The sequence below is a fragment of the Duganella callida genome, from assembly GCF_004614165.1.
Classification (GTDB): Bacteria; Pseudomonadota; Gammaproteobacteria; order Burkholderiales; family Burkholderiaceae_D; genus Rugamonas; species Rugamonas callida.
In genome coordinates, this window is the sequence record NZ_SPVG01000091.1 from 1 (window position 1) to 19342 (window position 19342).

At 66.4% G+C, this 19342-nt stretch carries 12 protein-coding genes; 5 read left to right on the top strand and 7 right to left on the bottom strand.

Features of this window, described 5'->3' with window-relative positions; genetic code table 11:
* The 5 genes from fliO to E4L98_RS09870 form a co-directional block, all read left to right on the top strand.
* The coding region (fliO, locus tag E4L98_RS09850) for a flagellar biosynthetic protein FliO (RefSeq protein WP_135201385.1) at positions 1-420 on the top strand (420 nt) is incomplete at its 5' end.
* Positions 410-1171: a flagellar type III secretion system pore protein FliP gene (gene fliP / locus E4L98_RS09855; RefSeq protein ID WP_135201386.1), complete on the top strand. Its 762-nt coding sequence runs from the start codon at positions 410-412 to the stop codon at positions 1169-1171. The genes fliO and fliP, both read left to right, overlap by 11 nt.
* A gap of 9 nt (positions 1172-1180) precedes the next feature.
* Positions 1181-1450 (top strand): flagellar biosynthesis protein FliQ, encoded by a 270-nt coding sequence (fliQ, locus tag E4L98_RS09860; protein WP_135201387.1) that lies wholly within the window; start codon positions 1181-1183, stop codon positions 1448-1450.
* Between the two features lie 79 nt (positions 1451-1529).
* The gene (fliR, locus tag E4L98_RS09865; RefSeq protein WP_135201388.1) at positions 1530-2372 is read left to right on the top strand and encodes a flagellar biosynthetic protein FliR; all 843 of its coding nucleotides are present in this window, start codon (positions 1530-1532) and stop codon (positions 2370-2372) included.
* 84 nt (positions 2373-2456) lie between these two features.
* A complete protein-coding gene (locus E4L98_RS09870; RefSeq protein WP_229257338.1) occupies positions 2457-11621 on the top strand; it encodes a beta strand repeat-containing protein in 9165 nt (3054 codons plus the stop codon).
* A 74-nt stretch (positions 11622-11695) separates the two neighbouring features.
* On the opposite strand, the gene flgL is transcribed toward E4L98_RS09870, so the two are convergent.
* The 7 genes from flgL to flgF all read right to left on the bottom strand — a co-directional run bounded on the left by flgL (position 11696) and on the right by flgF (position 19342).
* Positions 11696-12952 carry a flagellar hook-associated protein FlgL gene (gene flgL / locus E4L98_RS09875; RefSeq protein WP_167761310.1) on the bottom strand — a complete coding sequence of 419 codons (1257 nt, stop codon included), beginning with the start codon at positions 12950-12952 and terminating at the stop codon, positions 11696-11698.
* Between the two features lie 23 nt (positions 12953-12975).
* Positions 12976-14928: a flagellar hook-associated protein FlgK gene (flgK, locus tag E4L98_RS09880; RefSeq protein ID WP_135201390.1), complete on the bottom strand. Its 1953-nt coding sequence runs from the start codon at positions 14926-14928 to the stop codon at positions 12976-12978.
* Between the two features lie 51 nt (positions 14929-14979).
* Positions 14980-15942 (bottom strand): flagellar assembly peptidoglycan hydrolase FlgJ, encoded by a 963-nt coding sequence (gene flgJ, locus E4L98_RS09885; RefSeq protein WP_135201391.1) that lies wholly within the window; start codon positions 15940-15942, stop codon positions 14980-14982.
* A 12-nt stretch (positions 15943-15954) separates the two neighbouring features.
* Positions 15955-17073, bottom strand: a complete 1119-nt coding sequence (locus tag E4L98_RS09890) for a flagellar basal body P-ring protein FlgI (RefSeq protein WP_135201392.1) — start codon at positions 17071-17073, stop codon at positions 15955-15957.
* 5 nt (positions 17074-17078) lie between these two features.
* Positions 17079-17735 carry a flagellar basal body L-ring protein FlgH gene (locus E4L98_RS09895; protein ID WP_135201393.1) on the bottom strand — a complete coding sequence of 219 codons (657 nt, stop codon included), beginning with the start codon at positions 17733-17735 and terminating at the stop codon, positions 17079-17081.
* Positions 17736-17746: 11 nt separating this feature from the next.
* Positions 17747-18538: a flagellar basal-body rod protein FlgG gene (gene flgG / locus E4L98_RS09900; protein ID WP_135201394.1), complete on the bottom strand. Its 792-nt coding sequence runs from the start codon at positions 18536-18538 to the stop codon at positions 17747-17749.
* A 63-nt stretch (positions 18539-18601) separates the two neighbouring features.
* Positions 18602-19342 (bottom strand): flagellar basal-body rod protein FlgF, encoded by a 741-nt coding sequence (gene flgF, locus E4L98_RS09905; protein WP_135201395.1) that lies wholly within the window; start codon positions 19340-19342, stop codon positions 18602-18604.

Sequence of the window (19342 nt, forward strand, 5' to 3'; positions counted from 1 at the left end):
GCGACCGGCCCCCCAGCCATCGCCCCAGCCGACGCCCCCACCGGCGGCACCCTGCCCGCGCCACAACCGGCGCCGTCCGCCGGCGGCGGCCTGTTCCAGACCTCGCTGGCCCTGCTGTTCGTGATCGCCCTGATGCTGGGCCTGGCCTGGCTGACCAAGCGCTACGCGCCCAAGAGCTTCGGCGCCGGCAACAGCAACGTCAAGCTGGTCGGCGCGCTCAGCGTCGGCGCGCGCGAGCGCATCCTGGTGGTGGAAGTGGGTGAGCAATGGATCGTGGTCGGCGCCTCGCCCGGCCGCATGAACGCGCTGGCCACCATGCCGCGCCAGGAAAGCAGCGAGCCGGCCGTCCCGGCCACGCTGCCGGCCGCCAACTTCGCCGCCTGGTTCAAACAAACGATAGAAAAACGCAATGGCCAATAAGCTGTCCGGCTACCTCCAGCCCGCGCTGTTGCTGGGCGCCCTGGCCCTGCCCGCGCTGGCCGGCGCCGATTCCAGCATCGGCATCCCCGCCCTGACCTCCACGCCTGGCCCGGCCGGCAGCACCAATTACACGCTGCCGATCCAGACCATGCTGCTGATGACGGCGCTGACCTTCATCCCGGCCGCGCTGCTGCTGATGACGGCCTTCACCCGCATCATCATCGTGCTGTCGCTGCTGCGCCAGGCGCTCGGCACGCAGTCGGCGCCGCCCAACCAGGTGATGGTCGGCCTGGCGCTGTTCCTGACCCTGTTCGTGATGGGGCCGACCTTCGACAAGATTTACAACGAAGCCTACCTGCCGCTGGAGCAAAACAAGCTGACCATGATGGAGGCGATGGACAAGGCCGCCAATCCATTAAAAACTTTCATGTTGAAGCAGACCCGCCAGGCCGACCTGGCGCTGTTCGTCAAACTGTCGCGCAGTCCCGCCCTGCAGGGGCCGGAAGACGTGCCGCTGCGCATCCTGGTGCCGGCCTTCGTCACCAGCGAACTGAAAACCGCGTTCCAGATCGGCTTTGCCATCTTCATTCCATTTCTGATTATCGATATGGTGGTCGCCTCTGTACTTATGTCGATGGGTATGATGATGATGTCGCCGGCGGTGATTTCGCTGCCGTTCAAACTGATGCTGTTCGTGCTGGTGGACGGCTGGCAGCTGCTGCTGGGCTCGTTGGCCCAGAGCTTCTACTAGGAGAGCGCCATGACCCCGGAAAGCGTGATGACCCTGGGCCGGCACGCCATGGAAGTGACCCTGATGATCGCCGCGCCGCTGTTGCTGGTGGCGCTGATCATCGGTCTGGTGGTCAGTATCTTCCAGGCTGCAACCCAGATCAATGAACAGACCTTGTCCTTCATCCCCAAGCTGGTCGGCATCTTCGTGGCGCTGGTGGTGGCCGGTCCGTGGATGTTGTCGGTCATGCTCGATTACATGCGCGAAGTATTCGGCGGCATCCCGCTGCTGGTCGGTTAGCAAGTGTAACAATTACCAAATTACTAAAAACTTCGTCTAGAATACGAAAAGATGCCGGACGGAAATGTAACAGACCCTCATGATTACCGTCTCTTCCGCCGATATCAATATCTGGATCGCTGGTCTGCTGTGGCCGCTGACGCGCATCCTTGGCCTGATCGCCGCCTCGCCGCTGTTCGGTAACAGCGCGGTGCCGGCCAGCGTCAAGGTCAGCCTGGGCGTCGGGCTGGCGGTGATCGTCGCGCCGGCGGTGCCGGCCTGGCCGGCGACCGACCCGCTATCGCTGGCCGGGCTGCTGATCGTCATGCAGGAAATGCTGATCGGCCTGGCGATGGGCTTCAGCATCCGCATCATTTTTGCGGCGGTGGAGCTGGCCGGGGAGATTTCCAGTCTGACCATGGGCCTGGGGTTCGCGACGTTTTTCGATCCGACCACCTCGGGCCGTTCGTCGGCGATCAGCCAGTTCCTGTCGCTGGTGGCGACGATGGCGTTCCTGGCGCTGAACGCCCACCTGGTGCTGCTGTCGGCGCTGGTGGAAAGTTTTTACACGCTGCCGGTGTCCAGTCTGCCGATCTACGGCGGCGGCTTCAAGCAGATGGCCGACTGGGGCGGGCGCATCTTCAGCACCGGCGTGCAGCTGTCGCTGCCGGTGGTGGCGGCTTTACTGATTACCAACGTGGCGCTCGGGATCTTGACGCGCGCCGCGCCGCAGTTGAATTTGTTCGGGATCGGATTTCCGATCACATTGGGTGTAGGTTTGCTGGTGGTTGCCATGACGCTCCCGTACTTGGGAACACCAGTGCAAAACCTGTTTTTGGATGGCATAGAACGGGCGCGGCTGATGCCGCGCACATGGTCACAACGACAAGCTGTAGCGAAACCGGCACAGTCGCCGGTACGCCCGCCGGGTCTGGGACCATAGGAAGTTACTAGCCCATAGGCATTTTTTTGGTTTCCGTGTGGCAATTTAGCGCGTATCATGGAAGCTTCCCGGGAGAACCCTGTAATGAGCACAATCGTTCCTACTCTGACGACCGACGACATCGCCCACTGGACGAGCACGAATATCGCCGCGCTGACCAGCGAGGACATGCAGGCGTTTTCCTCCGACCAGATCGCCGCGCTGTCGTCGGCCAATCTGCGCGCGTTGACGACGACACAACTGTCGCGCCTGAGTCTGGACGGTGTGGCCGGCCTGTCAACCGCCGCCATCCCGGCGCTGAGCAGCGCTCAGCTGGGTGCGCTCACGCTGGACCAGACCGCCGTGCTCAACAGCGACCAGCTGATCGCGCTGTCGTCGCAGAGCATGCAGGGCTTCACCACCCGCCAGCTGAATGCGCTGACGCCGGCGCAGTTCGCCGCGCTGGAGACGCGCGATGTGCGCGCCCTGACCACCTTGCAAGTCAGCAGCATCGGCACCGACCAGATCACCAGCATCAGCACCGACCAGCTGATTTCGCTGAGCGCGCAGCAGCTGACGGCCATCAGCACCCGCGCCATCAACAGCCTGGCCAGCGACCAGCTGGCCGCGCTGGTGTCCAACCAGCTGCAGCAACTGACCACCACCCAGCTCAACGCGCTGGACGCCTATCACCTCGGCCTGCTGTCCACCGACCAGATCGCCCAGCTCAGCACGCTGCAAATCAGCACGCTGAAGACCGCCAGCATCCAGGCCCTCAGCAGCGACCAGTTCGGCGCGATGGAAACGCGCGACCTGATCTGGCTGACCAGCCAGCAGATCCGCGCCCTCACCGGCGACCAGCTGCTGGGCCTGAGCACCGACCAGGCGCACGCGCTGCGCAGCAACGAAATCGCGGCGCTGCGCTCGGACCAGATCGGCATTCTCAGCACCGACCAGTTGGTTGCGCTCAATTCGCTGGCGCCGCTGACCTCGGCCCAGATCGCCGGCCTGACGACCGACCAGATCACCGCGCTGCGCACCCAGACCATCACCGCGCTGAGCTCGGCGCAACTGGCGGCGCTGAACGCCGACCAACTGCTGGGTCTGAATTCCGACCAGATCGTCGCGCTCAGCACCAGCCAGATCCAGGCGCTGAGCACGCGCACCCTGGGCCAGCTCAGCACCGACCAGGTGCAGTACATCGAGAGCCGCGACATCGCCGTGCTGAGCACGGCCCAGCTGCGCAGCCTGAGCAATGAACAGACGGCGGCGTTGTCGACCGCCCAGGTGGCCGCGATCGGCACCGACGCCATGGCCGGCCTGCGCGCCGACCAGCTGGGCGCGATGAGCACCGACCAGATCGCGGCGCTGAAGACCTTGACCACACTCAACACGGCGCAAATCCGCGGCCTGACCAGCGACCAGATCGCCGCCCTCGACACGCGCGACACCGTGGCGCTGACCAGCACCCAGCTCAACGCGCTGAGCGACGAGCAGCTGCTGGCCCTGACCACCGACCAGATCGTCGTGCTCAGCAGCAGCCAGATCGGCGCGCTCGGCACCCGCACCGTCAGCACGCTCAGCACGGCGCAGATCGCGGCCATCGAAACGCGCGACATCCGCGCCCTGACCACGGCCCAGATCCGCGCGCTGACCAGCGACCAGCTTCTGGCGCTGACCACCGGCCAGCTGTACTCGCTGACCACCGAAGATGCGCAGGCGCTGCGCCCGGACCAGCTGGCGGTGATGAGCACCGACCAGATCCTGGCGCTGAAATCGCTGCTGCCGCTGACCACCATGCAGGTGTCGGCACTGACCACCGACCAGATCGCCGCGCTGACGACGGCCGCGATCACGCTGCTGACCACCACCCAGCTGGCCTCGCTGAACGCCGACCAGATCCACGCGCTGACCAGCGACCAGCTGGCCGCGCTGAGCACCGGCCAGGCGCAATCGCTGACCACCGCCATGCTGGCGGCGCTGAGCACCGACCAGGTGCAGGCGCTGGAAACCGCCGATTTCGCGGTGCTGACCACCAGCCAGATCCGCGCGCTGGCCACGGCCCAGATCGCGGCGCTGACCACCGACCAGATCGCCGCCCTGAGCACCAATGACGAGCGAGCGCTGACCGCCGAGCAGATCGCCGCCCTTACCACCGACCAGATCGTCGCGCTGAAATCGCTGGCGCCGCTGACCAGCGCGCAGATCCAGGCGCTGACCACCGACCAGCTGGTGGCGCTGGAAACCCGCGACGTGGTGGCGCTGACCAGCAGCCAGCTGGCGGCGCTGACCGCGCAGCAGGTGCAGGCCCTGACCAGCGACCAGATCATCGAGCTGACCACCGCCCAGTACGCGGCAATGAGCACCGCCATGCTGAACGCGCTGACCAGCGCGCAGATCGGCCAGATCGAAACGCGCGACATCGCCGCGCTCGGCAGCGCCCAGGTCGGCCGCCTCGGCACCGACCAGCTGGCCGCGCTGCAGAGCGACCAGTTTGCCGCCCTCAGCAGCAGCGCCATCGGCGCCCTCAACGCCGACCAGATCGGCGTGCTGGGCACCGACCAGCTGAACGCGCTGAGCACCCTGGCCGGCATGTCCAGCCGCCAGATCGGCGCGCTCACCACCGCCCAGATCGCCGGCCTGTCGACGCGCAACCTCACCAGCCTGGCCACCAGCCAGCTGGGCGTGCTCAGCGCCAGCCAGTTGCAGGCGCTGACCACCGACCAGATCGTCGCGCTGAGCGCGGGCCAGTTCCGCGGCCTCAGCGGCGCCAGCCTGGCGGCGCTGAATTCCGACCAGCTGCTGGCGATCGAGACGCGCGACATCGCCGCGCTCGACAGCAGCCAGGTCAACAAGCTGACCACCGGCCAGCTGGCCGTGCTGCAGACCAGCCAGATCCGCGCGCTGAGCACCACCGCCGCGGCCGGCCTGACCACCGACCAGATCGCCGCGCTGAGCAGCGACCAGCTGGACGCGCTGAGCAGCCTGGCGGTGCTGACCACGGTGCAGATCGGCGCGCTCACCAGCGACCAGGTCAGCACCATCACCACCGCCGACCTGGTCACGCTGGGCACCCGCCAATTGGCCGCGCTGAGCAGCAGCCAGCTGCGGGCGCTGGGTACCGACCAGATCGTCGCCCTGACCACGCTGCAGATCGCCGCGCTGAGCACCGGCGCCATCGCCGCGCTCAGCACGGCCGCGATCGCCGCCATCGAGACGCGCGACATCCGCGCCATGAAAACCTCGCAGATCGCGCGCCTGAGCACCGACCAGGTGCGCGCGCTGGGCAGCGACCAGATGGCCGCGCTGACCTCGTCCGAAGTGCGGGCCCTGACCCAGGACCAGTTGGCCGCGCTGGGCAGCGACCAGTTGGCCGCGCTGAGCCTGGCGCCGCTGAGCACGACGCAAATCAGCGCCTTCAGCACCGCCCAGATCGCCGCGCTGAGCACGCGCACGCTGGCCACGCTGGGCACGGCCCAGGTGGCGTCGCTGAGCGACGTGCAGGCGGCCGCCATCACCACCGACCAAATCGTAGCCCTGAGCACCAGCCAGGTGCGGGCGCTGAGCACGGCCGCGCTGGCCGCGCTCGGCACCGACCGCATCGCCCTGCTCAGCAATGCCGACCTGGTGGCGCTGACCACGCGCCAGCTCGGCGTGCTGACCACCAGCCAGCTGGCGGCGCTGAGCACCGACCAGCTGCGCGCGCTGACCACCCAGGAAATCGCCGCGCTGACCGTCGGCCAGCTGAGCAGCCTGAGCGACGCCGCGCTCGACGCGCTGCAAACGCTGGCGGCGCTGAGCACCGTGCAGCTGAGCGCGCTGACCACCGACCAGATCGCCGGCCTCAACCTGGCCGACCTGCGCTCGCTGAAGACCGGCCAGATCGCCGCCCTGGGCAGCCGCCAGGTGGCGGCGCTGACCACCGACCAGATGGCCGGCCTGACCACCGCGCAGTTGCGCTCGATCGGCACCGGCGCCATCCAGGCGCTCAGCACCGCCCAGATCGGCGCGCTGAGCAACAGCGGCCTGGCCAGCCTGAGCACGCGCCAGATCCAGGCGCTGAGCACCGACCAGGTGCGGGCGCTGAGCACGCGCCAGATCCAGGCCCTGACCACGCAGGAAATCGCGGCGCTGACGCCGGACCAGAAAGCGGTGCTGACCAGCGACCAGTTCGCGGCCCTGCCGTCGCTGGCCAGCTTCTCGACCGCGGCCATCGCGGCGCTGACCACCGACCAGATCGCGTCCATGCCGCTGAACATCCTGGCCGGCCTCACCACCGCCCAGATCGCGTCGCTGACCACCGACCAGGCCTATGCGCTGACGTCGGACGAGATCGTCGCGCTGACCACCGCGCAGGTGCGCTCGCTGACCGCCGACCAGCTCGGCGCGCTGAGCACCGCCCAGGTGCAGGCGATCGAGCTGGCCGACCTGCAGGCGCTGAACAGCCGCCAGGTCACCGCCCTGACCACCGACCAGGTCAGCCATCTGCTGCTGAGCCAGGTGGCCGGCCTGAGCACCCAGATGATCGCCGCGCTGAGCACCCAGCAAGTCCACGCGCTGACGACCGACCAGCTCGGCGCGCTGGCCACGCTGGCGCCGCTGACCAGCCGCCAGATCGGCGCGCTGACCACCGCCCAGGTCGCCAGTCTGGGCAGCATCGCCACGCTGAAGACCAGCCAGATCGCCGGCCTCACCAGCGCCCAGATCGGCGCGCTGACCACCGACCAGATCGTCGCCCTGACCACCGGCCAGGTGCGCAGCCTGAGCACCGCCACCATCGGCGGCCTGAGCACCGACCAGGTGGCCGCCATCGAGGCGCTCGACATCGCCGTGCTGAGCACCGCCCAGGTGGCCGCGTTCACCACGCGCCAGATCACCGCGCTGAGCCTGAGCCAGCTGGGCGCGTTCACCTCGGCCGAGATTGCCGCGCTGACCACCAGCCAGCTGGGCGCCATGAGCACCGACCAGTTCGCCGCGCTGGGCAGCCTGGCCGGCCTCGGCACCAAGCAGATCGCCGGCATGTCGTCCGACCAGATCATCGCGCTGACGCCGAGCCAGGTGGCCAACCTGAAGACCTCGCAACTGGCCGCGCTCAGCAGCACGCAGATCCAGTACCTGAGCGGACCGCAGATCGTGGCGCTGACCACCGCGCAGATGCGCTCGCTTTCGCCGGCCGTGATCGCCGCCCTGACGTCGGCGCAGCTGAACGCGCTCGAAGACGTGGACCTGCGCGCCCTGACCTCGGTGCAGATCGCCGCCCTGACCAGCTCGCAGTTGGGCTCGCTGTCGCTGGGCCAGTACGGTTTGCTGACCACCCAGGAAATCGCCGGCCTCAGCACACGCCAGATCGGCTACCTGAGCAACGCCCAGTTGAGCGCCCTGAGCAGCCTGGCCGCGCTCACCACCAACCAGGTGCGCGCGCTGACCACGGACCAGCTGAGCAATATGTCGGTCGGCACGCTGACCGGCCTCAGCACGCGCCAGCTGGCCGCGCTGGACGGCGACCAGGCCGACGGCCTGACCGCCGCCCAGGTGATCGCGCTGTCGACCCAGCAAGCGCGCGCGCTGTCGCTGGACCTGCTGTCGCACCTGAACCAGACGCTGGTCGAGGCGCTGGAGAATGAAGACTTCGCCGCACTCAACACCAGCCAGTTGCGCGCGCTGACCACCGACCAGATCGGTTGGCTGTCGACCCAGCAGCTGCACGCGCTGGGCAGCGCCAGCATCGCCGCCTTCAGCGCCGCCCAGATCGGCGCGATGACGCCGGCCCAGCTGGCGGCGCTGGGCAATCTGTCGGACTACACCACCAGCCAGATCGCCGGGCTGTCGACCGACCGCATCCACGCCCTGACAGCCGACGATATTGCCGCCCTGAGCACGCGCCAGATCGCCGCGCTGACCTCGACCCAGCTGGCGGTGTTCGAGAGCGAGCAATTGCAGGCGCTGAGCGGCGCGCAGATGGCGGCGCTCAGCACGCGCGCGATCGCCGGCCTGGACCCGGCCAACATGGCTGGCATCGATGCGGAAGACATGGCTTTCCTGAAATCGGCGCAACTGGCGGCGCTCAGCAGCGACCAGCTGGTGGCGCTGAGCGCCGACCAGATCGCCGCATTGAGCACGCAGGGACTGGTCGGCATCAAGTCGCAACAGATCGCGGCGCTGACCCCGGACCAGCTGAACGCACTGGCGGTCAGCGGCTTGTCCACGACCCAGGTCCGGGCGCTGACGGCGGACCAGCTGGCCGCGCTGAGCGCCGACCAGATCGCCGCCATGAAGACCAACCAGTTTGCCGCGCTGACCAGCGGCCAGGTCAGCGGCCTGACGGCGGAGCAGATCATCGCGCTGGACACCGGCGACCTGGTGGCCATGAACACCCGCACCCTGCAGGCCCTGAGCGCGGCCCAGATCGCCGCGATCGAAGGCCAGGACCTGGCCGCGCTGCGTTCGGGCCAGATGGCCGCGCTGACGCCGGACCAGATCACCGCCCTGATTGCCGATCAGATGGCCTACTTCAGCACCGGCGCCATCAGCGGCATGACCACTGCCCAGATCGCCGTGCTGACTGCCGACCAACTGATCGCCCTGACCGGCGGCCAGTTGCGCGCGCTGAGCACGCGCGCCATCGCCGCGCTCACGCCGGACCAGTTTGCCGCCATCGAGGCTGAAGACATCAGCGCGCTGACGACGGCGCAGATTGCCGCCCTGACCACCAACGACATGCAAAGCATCACCGCCGACCAGCTGCAGGCGCTGACCTCGGCGCAGGTGCGCGCGCTGACCTCGGCGCAAGTCGGGGCGCTGAGCACCGCGCAGCTGGCCATGATCCCGATCGGCTGGCTCGGCACGCGCCAGATTCCGGCGCTGAACGGCGGCACGCTGGCCAACCTCAGCGATGACCAGCTGAACGCGCTGACCACGGCCCAGGTCGCGGTACTGTCGAGCGCCCAGATCACATCCCTCAATACGCACCAGATCCAGGTGCTGACGGTGGCCCAATGGCGCGCCATGAACGAGGCCGCGCTGCGCGCGCTCACCAGCGACCAGCTGGCCAACATGGAAGCGGAAGACCTGGGCGGCCTGAAAACCAACCAGCTGGCCGCGCTCAGCACCGCCCAGATCGCGCAGCTCAGCGCCGCCCAGATGGGCCAGCTGAGCACCGGCGAGATCGCCGCGCTGACCCAGGCCCAGATCAAGGTGCTGCGCACCGAACAGCTGGCGGGCCTGAGCACGCTGAATCCGCTGACCACCGCACAGTTCAGCGTGCTGACCAGCGACCAGCTGCGCTCGCTCGATGGCGCCCTGCTGGCGACGCTGAAGACCTCGCAGATCGCCTCGCTGACCAAGGCGCAGTTGCCCAACCTGAGCACGGCCCAGCTGGTGGCGCTGACCACCGCGCAGACCCGCGCGCTGGCGCTGACCGCCCTGCCGGGCCTGACCACGGCGCAGATCGCGTCGATGGAAGTGGACGACGTGGCGGCGCTGAGCACCGCCCAGCTCGGTGTGTTGTCCACCGACCAGTTCCGCTCCCTGACCGCCGACCAACTGGCCGGCATGAAGACCAGCCAGATCGGCGGCATCACCGCCAACGACATCAAGGCACTGAGCACGGCCCAGCTGAACGCGCTGTCCACGCTGGGCACGCTGAACGCCACCCAGGTGGCGGCGCTGACCACGGCTCAGCTCAGCGCGCTCGACGACGACAGCTTCCAGTCGCTGCGCTCGGCCCAGATTGCGGCGCTGAAATCGACCCAAGTGCAGCAGTTGTCCACCACCCAGATCGGCAACCTGACCACGGCGCAGATCGCCGGGCTGACGTTGTCGTATCTGGCCACTTCGCAACTGCAGTCGCTGGGCGCGACCGCGCTGGCCGGCATCACCACCGCCCAGATCGGCAAGCTCAGCACCACGCAACTGACGGCGCTCACCGGCGTCCAGCTGAACGCGCTGTCGACCCGTACGCTGGATGCGCTGACGGCGGCGCAGATGAAATCGCTGACCGCCGCGCAGCTGGGCAGCATGAGCACGCTGAACGCCTTCACCACCGGGCAGATCCAGGCGCTGACCTCGGCCCAGGTCAACGTCATCAGCGACAACCTGTTCGACACGCTGAGCACGCGCCAGCTGGCCGCGCTCGGCTCGGCGCAGGCACAGGGCATCACCGTGGTGCAGATGAACACCCTCACCACGGCCGAGATCGGCGTGCTGTCGACCGCGACGCTGAACGCGCTCGGCTCCGATCAGCTGGCCACGCTGGACGCGGCCGACATGGCGGCGCTCAAGACCACGCAGCTGGCCGGCCTGAAGACGGCCACCATCCAGCTGCTGAGCGCGACCCAGATCGCCGCGCTGACCACGGCGCAGATCCACTCGCTGCAGACCAATGTGCTGAAAGGCTTCACCACGGCGCAGATCGCCGCGCTGTCGATGGCGCAGGTGAAGGCGTTGTCGGCGGCGCAAGTGGCGGCGCTGTCGTCCGACCAGAAGGCGGTGCTGCCGTCGGCCAGCCCGCTGGTGCTGGACCTGGACGGCAACGGCATCAAGACCCTGGACATCGACGCCGGCGTGCAGTTCGACCTGCGCGCCGACGGCAGCAAGGTGCACACCGGCTGGGTCGGTTCCGGCGACGGCCTGCTGGCCCTGGACCGCAACCACGACGGCGTGATCAACGACGGCGGCGAATTGTTCGGCACCGCGACCAACGGCGCCAATGGCGGCAAGGCCAGGGACGGCTTCGCCGCGCTGGCCGATCTCGACACCAACCACGATGGCGTGATCGACAGCAAGGACGCGCAGTTCGGCGACCTGCGCGTGTGGGTGGACGCCAACGCGGACGGCGTCAGCCAGGCCGACGAACTGAAGACGCTGGCCTCGCTGCACATCGCCAGCCTGGCGGTGGGCGCGCAGCAGACCAGCGTGGTCGACCAGGGCAACTGGATCGGCCTGCAGTCGAGCTATACCAGCACCGATGGCGCCACGCACGAGGTGGCCGACGTCTGGTTCCTGGCCGACCGCGCCAATGCGGCCAGCACGGCCGTCAGTGGCGCCGCCGCCGCGCTCAACAGCTACAGCGTCCAGGCCGGCAGCGCTGCCGCGGCCGGCAAGCTGGAAATGCCGTCGTCCGCCAGTGCGCTGAGCCACCAGGTGGCGGCGCTGGCCGGCCAGTTGCAGCATTACCAGGCCACCGCCATGCTGAGCGGTGCGGCCACGGCCCAGCACGACGACTGGCTGCGCAAGCAGGTCAGCACGCAGGGCATGCTGGCGGCAAAATAAGCCGGCAGCCGCAAACAAAAACGCCCAGCTCGCGAGCTGGGCGTTTTTGTTGGTCGGCGCCGAACGCCGGCCGTTCAGTTGATGTAATTGAACAGCGACAGGCCGGACATGGTAGTAAAGGACTTTTGCGCCGCCGTCAGCGTGGTCTGCTGCTGGGTGAACAGCGAGATGGCGGCCACATAGTCGAGATCCTGCAGACCGGACAGGGTGGTCTGGTATTGCAGGTTCAGATCGTCGCCGGCACTGTCCAGGTAATCGATCTCCTTCAGCCGCGAGCCCACCGCCGCCGACACCGACAGGATGTTGTCGCTGGCATTGTCGATGTTGACTTCCAACTGGTTCAGCTTATTGTTCAGCAAGGTCTGGCCGGCCGGGCCATCGCCGGGGCCGCGCAACGCGGAAATGAAATCGGTCACCGTCTGGAACACCGACTGCTTGGTCGACGGCTCCACCGTGAAGCTGTCCTGGTCGGCCGGATCGCCCTTGACGTCGAACTGCACGCCATCGAAGGTGATGTTCTGGCCGCTGACATACGGTTGCGGATCGGCCGGCGCCGGTGGCGGCGGCACGGGATTGCCGGTGGTCAGGTCGGTGACCGTGTACGTGGTCTGCTTGGGCACACCCGGCGTCGCCGCCACCACCTGGAAATTGATCTGGTACTTATGACCGGTCAGCTGAGTGGCGTCCTTGACCGAACCAGCGCTGATGATGCCGGTGCCGCCGCGCGCGTAATTGCCCGGATCGGCGCCGGTCACGAACGTGCCGTTGCCGGTGGTATTGTTTTCAAACACGGACGCACCGGAATCGGTGATCGGCAGCGTGCGGCTGGAGCCGACCTGCAAGGTACGCTGCCCCTGGTCGCCCTGGTAATCGGCACCGGTGGCGGTCTTGGTGAACGGCAGCGTGCCCGACTTGTAGCCGGAAAATACATAACCACCGACGCCGTCGGAGGTGTTTGCCTGGCCCATCAGGTCGGCCAGGCGGCCTTCCAATTCCACCGCCAGCGATTCGCGGTCGGCGGCGCTGTAGGAGCCGTTGCCAGCCTTCACCGCCAGATCCTTGATGTCCTGCAGAATCGAATTCGAGCTGGCCAGCGCCACGCTTTCCAGGTTCATCACCCCCTTGGCGTTGGCGCGGTTGGTGGCCAGCTGGGTGTTCATCGACTGCGATTGCGTCACTTCCAGCGCGCGGGCGGCGGCGATCGGATCGTCGGCCGCGCTGAGGTTCTTCTTGTTGGCCGACATCTGATTCTGGGTGCGCGCCAGCGCCGTCTGCAGCGACGTGATCTGCGCCGTGCCGGTGTCATAAATCATTTTAGTGCTGATGCGCATTACCATGATGCTAACCTCTGTGTTTAGTTGCCCAGGCTGAGCACGGTGTCGAACAGGGTACTGGCCACCTGCATCACCTTGCCGCTCGCCTGATAAGCCTGCTGATAGCGCAGCAGGTTGGATGCTTCCTCGTCCAGGTTGACGCCGGACACCGATTGTTGCTGATTTGTGGCTTCCGTGACGGCCGCATCGGCCGCCTTGCCGGCGATCTGCGCTTCGCGCGCCTTGCTGCCCACCGAGTTGACCAGCCCGGCATAGGTGGTCTGGTAGGTGGCGGTGCCGTTGTTCATGATGTTTTTCGACTGCAAGCCCGCCAACAAGGCGCCGTTGCGGCTGTCGCCCACACCACTGGTATTGGGGCCGATCGTGAACGTATCAAGGTCGGCCGGCGCACCACTGATGGCAAACGTGACGCCGCCAAAGCTGATGTTGGCATTTTCGGTGTACGGCACCGGCGTGCCGGCCGGATAGGTGGTGCTGGTGCTGCCCACCGTCACCGTCACATCCTGCCCGGGCGGGAAGCCGGAGAAGGTGTTGCTGGCCTTGTCGTAGGTCAACGTCACCGGCGACGTGATGGCATTGCCAGCCGTCAAATAGTTCTGGTCCACCGAACCGGCCGTGATCTTGCCGCTGCCGGCATTGGCGGTCGGCGCGGCGGTGCTGATCGGCGCCGCCAGTGCGATCTTGGTGGTGTCGTTGATGGCCAGCGACAAGTCGCGGGCGGCATTGTAGGTCGGCCGCACCAGGAAATTATCCTTGGCGGCCGGATTGCCGCTGATGCTGTAGGACACGCCGTCGATCACTTGCGGCGTGGTCTGCGGATAGGGATTAATCTGCGTTACCTTGCCATCGCTGAGGCGGGTGACGTTGAAATTGGTGCCGTCGAAATCGACGCTGTAGTCGCTGGTGGTCAGCGCGCTGGCATCGGTCACCACCGCGCTGACGGTGGCCGTGCTGGACTTGGAATTGTTGGTATTGGTGCCGACGTAAGCCTGAATCGGCTTGAAGAAATCACCGCCCATGTCGCCATTCTGGTCCTGGCCGAGCTTGTGCTGGGCATTGAAGCTGGTGGCCAGGCCGGCGGCGATCTGGCCCAGGGTGTTTTGCGCCTTGTCCAGCGTGTCGTTGCGGAATTGCACCAGGCCGCCCAGCTGGCCGCCGGTCAGCACCGAATCGGGCAGCTTGCTGAAGTTGCCGCCCGCCGTGTAGCCGACTTCGATGCGGCTGGCGTCGGTCGGCGAACTCTGGGTGCTCAGCTCGAAGGATTGGTTGCCCACCACCAGCGGCTGGCCGGTGCCGAACGTGACATTCAGCATGTTGTTGTTGCCATCGGTGACATTCACCTTGACCAGCTTGTTCAACTCGGTCAGCAACTGGTCGCGCTGGTCCAGCAAGTCGTTCGGCTGGGCCTGGTTGGTCGACATGTTGGCGATCGTGACGTTCAGATCGGCGATGCGGCGCGCGTACGAATTGATCTGGCCCACATTGGAAACGATCTCGGTGTTCACGCCCGAGGCCAGTTCGCCCAGCCGGTCGCTGAGCGCGTTGAACCGGCCCACCAGCGACGAGGCGCTCGACAACATGGCCTGGCGCGACGCCTGCGAAGCCGGGTTGGAGGTGGCATCCTGCACGCCGTTGAAGAAATCCTGCAGCGCCGGCGACAGGCCGGCGGTGGTGTCGGACAACAAGTTGTCCACCTGGTTGATCTGGGTGGTATAGGTGTCCAGTTGCGCCTGGTTGGCTTCCGCATTGCGCAAGGCTGACGCCAGGAAATTGTCGTAGTAGCGGCGCACGGCGCTGATTTCGGTACCCGTGCCGACATAGCCGAAGCCCTGGTACTGGGTACCGGTGTCGGCCTGGATCGCCACCTGGCGGCTGTAACCGGGCGTGTTGGCGTTGGTGATGTTGTTGCCGGTCGTCGCCAGACCGACCTGGGCAGCCAACAATCCGCTTTTGCCTATGCTAAGAAGACTCATGATATTTCACTCTGTATGAAGAGGTTTACGGCAGCTCCCGGCAAAACTTGATTAACCCGCCAGGGAGCGCTTGATAATACTGGTCAGCTTGCTCGCATAATTCGGATCTGTGGCGTATCCGGCTTTTTGCAAGCCCTGGGCGAAGCTGGCGGCATCGCCGGCGCTGGCCAGCACTTTTTCGTAACGTGGATTGCTTGCCAACAAGTTGGCGTAATCCTTGAAGCTGTCGGCATAGCTGTCATAGGCGCGGAAGCGTTCGACCTTGGTCTGCGCCTTGCCGTTGACGTACTCGGTGGTGGTGGCTTCGACCACCTTGCCTTTCCAGTCGCTGCCGGCCTTGATGCCGAACAGGTTGTGGCTGTTGGTGCCGTCCTTGCCCTTGATCTCGCGCTTGCCCCAGCCCGATTCCAGCGCGGCCTGACCCAGCATGAACTTGGCCGGGATGCCGGTGGCCTTGCTGGCTTCTTCCGCGTGGGCAGCAAGTTTTTCCTGGAAGCTACGCACGTGGGACGCGGACGAACCTTTGTTCGTGGAGGCGGCTTCGGTGCCGCCGGTGCTGCTGGCGCCGCCGGCGGCGGCAATCGCGCGCTGCAGCTTGGCATCCATCAGGCTGGCGACGCCGTTGAAGCTGCCGTCGCCGTTGGCGCTGTCGCTGGCGGTGCTGCCGTAGCCGCCGATGGCCAATGCCTGCTCGTCGGTTTTCTTGCTGAGCTGGCGCACCAGCATGTCGGCCAGGCCGATGCCCTTCTTGGCGATGTTCTGGCTGGTCTGCTGGTCCAGCATGGTGGTGAAGGTCTTGGTCTGCTGGCTGTTCATCATGCCGTCCTGCGGCGTGGCATCGCGCATGCTCTTCATCATCATGTTGACGAACATCGCTTCGAACTGCGTGGCCGCGGTTTTCAACGCTTCCGGGCTGCCGGCACGGGCCTGCTGCTTGAGGCTGCCCATGTCCTTGACGTCGAGCGCAAACTTGCCGCTCAGGTCATTCTTGGTGGAAGAAGTCGGGCTGGTCATGGCGTCACTCGGTCAGATGATTTCCAGTTCGGCGTGCAGCGAGCCGGCCGCCTTCATCGCCTGCAGGATGGACAGCAAGTCTTGCGGCGTGGCGCCGATCGCATTGAGGGCTTTTACCACATCGGCCAGCGAAGCGCCGCCCTTGATGAGCATGACCTTGCCGCTGTCCTGCTTGATGCCGACCTGCGGATTCTGCGTCACCACGGTGCGGCCGCCCGACAGCGGGTTCGGCTGGCTGACCTGGGTATCGGTGCTGACCGTCACCGACAGGTTGCCGTGCGAGATCGCGCAGGTGTCCAGGGTCACCGAGCGGTTCATCACCACCGAACCGGTGCGCGCGTTCATGATCACCTTGGCCGGCTGCTCGGCCGGATTGATCTGCATGTCCTGCAGCACGCCGATGAAGCTGACGCGCTGGTCGCTGCTGCTCGGCGCCTGCACGCGGATCACGCGGCTGTCCAGCGCGTAGGCGATGCCGGCACCGTATTTATCGTTGATCGCCTCGACCACGCGGCTGGCGGTGGCGAAGTCGGCGTTGTTGAGCTCCAGCTTGATCATATTGCCTTCGCCCAGGTTGGTCGGCACCGCGCGCTCGACGGTGGCGCCGTTGGCGATCTTGCCCACGCTCAGGTGGTTGACGGTCAGCGAATTGCCGCCGCCGCCACCGCCGGCCTGCACGCCGACGCCGCCCACCAGGATATTGCCCTGGGCCATGCCGTACACCTGGCCGTCCGCGCCCTTCAGCGGCGTCATCAGCAGCGTGCCGCCGCGCAGGCTCTTGGCGTTGCCCATCGACGAGACGGTGATGTCCAGCGTCTGGCCCGGCTGCGAGAACGGCGGCAGCGAGGCGGTCACCATCACCGCCGCGACGTTTTTCAGCTGCAGCTGCGAACCGCCCTGCGGCAGGTTGACGCCCAGCTGCTGCAGCATGGAAATCACGCTCTGCACGGTGAACGGGGTTTGCGTGGTCTGGTCGCCGGAGCCGTCCAGGCCGACCACCAGGCCGTAGCCGATCAACTGGTTGGAACGCACGCCGGCGATGCTGGCCAGGTCCTTGATGCGCTCGGCGTGGCCGAACGGCGCCAGCAGCGACAGGCAGATCAGGGCGGCGGCTTTGAACGAAGTTTTCATGATCATCAGAACGGCAGCAGACTTTGGAAGAAGCGCGTCGCCATCGACGACAGCTCGGCCTTGTCGATGTGGTTGGCGGTACGGTACTCGACGCGGGCGTCGGCCACGGCGGTCGATTGCACGGTGTTGCCGGTGGCGATGCTGTCCGGGTTGATCATGCCGGAGAAGCGGATGTATTCGGTGCCCTTGTTCATGCCGATCTGCTTTTCGCCGGCCACGATCAGGTTGCCGTTGCCCAGCACTTCCACCACGGTGATGCCCATGGTGCCGGTAAAGGCGTTGCTGGCGGTCTGGTTGTCGCCATCGGTGTAGGTGTTGGTGGTGGCGGCCGTCAGCGGATTGCCGAAGGTGCCGCCCAGCTTGCCCGGAATGGTGGCGCTGACGCTGCCCGACTTGTTGCCCGAGGCGGTGCCGGCCTTGTTGGCCGAGGTCTTCTCGGTGATCACCAGGGTCAGCACATCGCCGACGTGGCGCGCGCGGCGGTCTTCGAACACCGGCCGGAACGCGGCCGGCTGATAAATGGCGCCGTTGTTCGGCTGCGCCTGCATCTGTTCGGTGGTCAGCGGGCGCGCGGTCATCGGCGAGTTGACGATGGAGGTCGGCGTGGCCTGGCAGGCGCTCAGCAGGACGGCGGCGGTGACGATGGAGATGGCGTGTTTCATGATGGCGGTCCTTACATCTGCGACAGCTTTTGCAGCATCTGGTCGGAGGTGGTGATGGCCTTGGAATTGATTTCGTACGCGCGCTGGGTCTGGATCATGTTGACCATCTCCTCCACCACGTTGACGTTGGAGGTTTCCACGTAGCCCTGCAGGATGTTGCCGGTGCCGTTGGCGCCGGGCGTGTTCTGCTGCGGCGCGCCGGACGCGGTGGTTTCCACGTACAGGTTCTCGCCCTTGGATTCCAGCCCGGTCGGGTTGATGAAGGTGGCCAGCTGCAGGCTGCCGATCTGCTGCGTGCTGACGGCGCCATTGGCGGCCTGGGTGTTGACCGAGACGGTGCCGTCGCGGCCGACGGTGATCGAGTTGGCGGTGATCGGGATGGTGATCGCCGGCTGCAGCACGAAGCCTTCCGAAGTCACCATCTGGCCGTTCTGGTCGCGCTGGAAGGAACCGTCGCGGGTGTAGGCGGTGGTGCCGTCCGGCAGCAGCACGGTGAAGAAACCGGGACCGTTGACCATCAGGTCCTTGTCGTTGCCGGTCGACTGCGGATTGCCCTGGGTGTGGATGCGCTCGATGGCGACCGGGCGCACGCCGGTGCCCAGCTGCAGGCCGGACGGCAGATTGGTCTGCTGCGACGATTGCGCGCCGGGCTGGCGGATGTTCTGGTACAGCAAGTCTTCAAACACCGCGCGCGACTTCTTGAAACCGTTGGTGCTGACGTTGGCCAGATTATTGGACGTGACGTCCATCTGCGTCTGCTGCGCTTCCATGCCGGTTTTGGCGATCCATAACGAACGTATCATGCTGCTTCTCCCATTGCCTGGATGAGCGTGTCACCCCATGCAAGCATTATGCGGGAGGCGGCATCAACTCAAAGCGAGGATCTGGGTGGCTTTTGCGGCGTTATTCTCGGCGTTCTTCATCAGGCTCATTTGCATCTCGAACTGCCTGGCCAGACCGATCATGTTGACCATGGAATCGACCGGATTGACGTTGCTGCCCTCCAGCGCGCCATCGACCAGGCGCACGTTGGGATCGTTCTCGGCCGGCGTGCCGTCGGCCTGGCGGAACAGGCCGTCGTCGCCGCGCAGCAGGTTTTTGGTGTCCGGATTGACCAGCTTGAGGCGGCCCAGGGTGTTGGACGGCCCGGGCGCGTAGTTGTCGTTGACCACACTGACGGTGCCATCGCTGGCGATGGCGATCTTGGTGTCGGGCGGCACCGCGATGGGGCCGCCGTCGCCGATCAGGGTCTGGCCGCTGCTGGTCTGCAGGATGCCGTTCTCGTTGATCTTGAAGCTGCCGTTGCGGGTGTAGGCTTCCGAACCGTCGGCCGACTGCACCGCCAGAAAGCCGGTATCGCGGATGGCCACGTCCAGCGGCCGCCCGGTGGTCTCGATGGGGCCGGAGCGGAAGTCCGTCCCCACCGTGGAATCGACCACGAAGGCGCGCGTCGGCAAGCCTTCCGACACCACCGGCACCGCGCGGAACGCGTCCAGCTGGGCGCGGAAGCCGGTGGTGGTGGCGTTGGCCAGGTTGTTCGACACGGTGGCCTGCTGCTCCATCACGTGGCGCGCGCCGGTCATGGCGGTGTAGACGAGACGGTCCAT

Coding starts and splice junctions, on each gene's coding strand:
- flgJ (WP_135201391.1), bottom strand. CDS start 15,942: ATGACCAGCCCGACTTCTTCCACCAAGAATGACCTGAGCGGCAAGTTT.
- flgF (WP_135201395.1), bottom strand. CDS start 19,342: ATGGACCGTCTCGTCTACACCGCCATGACCGGCGCGCGCCACGTGATG.
- E4L98_RS09895 (WP_135201393.1), bottom strand. CDS start 17,735: ATGAAACACGCCATCTCCATCGTCACCGCCGCCGTCCTGCTGAGCGCC.
- fliP (WP_135201386.1), top strand. CDS start 410: ATGGCCAATAAGCTGTCCGGCTACCTCCAGCCCGCGCTGTTGCTGGGC.
- fliR (WP_135201388.1), top strand. CDS start 1,530: ATGATTACCGTCTCTTCCGCCGATATCAATATCTGGATCGCTGGTCTG.
- flgL (WP_167761310.1), bottom strand. CDS start 12,952: ATGCGCATCAGCACTAAAATGATTTATGACACCGGCACGGCGCAGATC.
- fliQ (WP_135201387.1), top strand. CDS start 1,181: ATGACCCCGGAAAGCGTGATGACCCTGGGCCGGCACGCCATGGAAGTG.
- E4L98_RS09870 (WP_229257338.1), top strand. CDS start 2,457: ATGAGCACAATCGTTCCTACTCTGACGACCGACGACATCGCCCACTGG.
- E4L98_RS09890 (WP_135201392.1), bottom strand. CDS start 17,073: ATGAAAACTTCGTTCAAAGCCGCCGCCCTGATCTGCCTGTCGCTGCTG.
- flgG (WP_135201394.1), bottom strand. CDS start 18,538: ATGATACGTTCGTTATGGATCGCCAAAACCGGCATGGAAGCGCAGCAG.
- flgK (WP_135201390.1), bottom strand. CDS start 14,928: ATGAGTCTTCTTAGCATAGGCAAAAGCGGATTGTTGGCTGCCCAGGTC.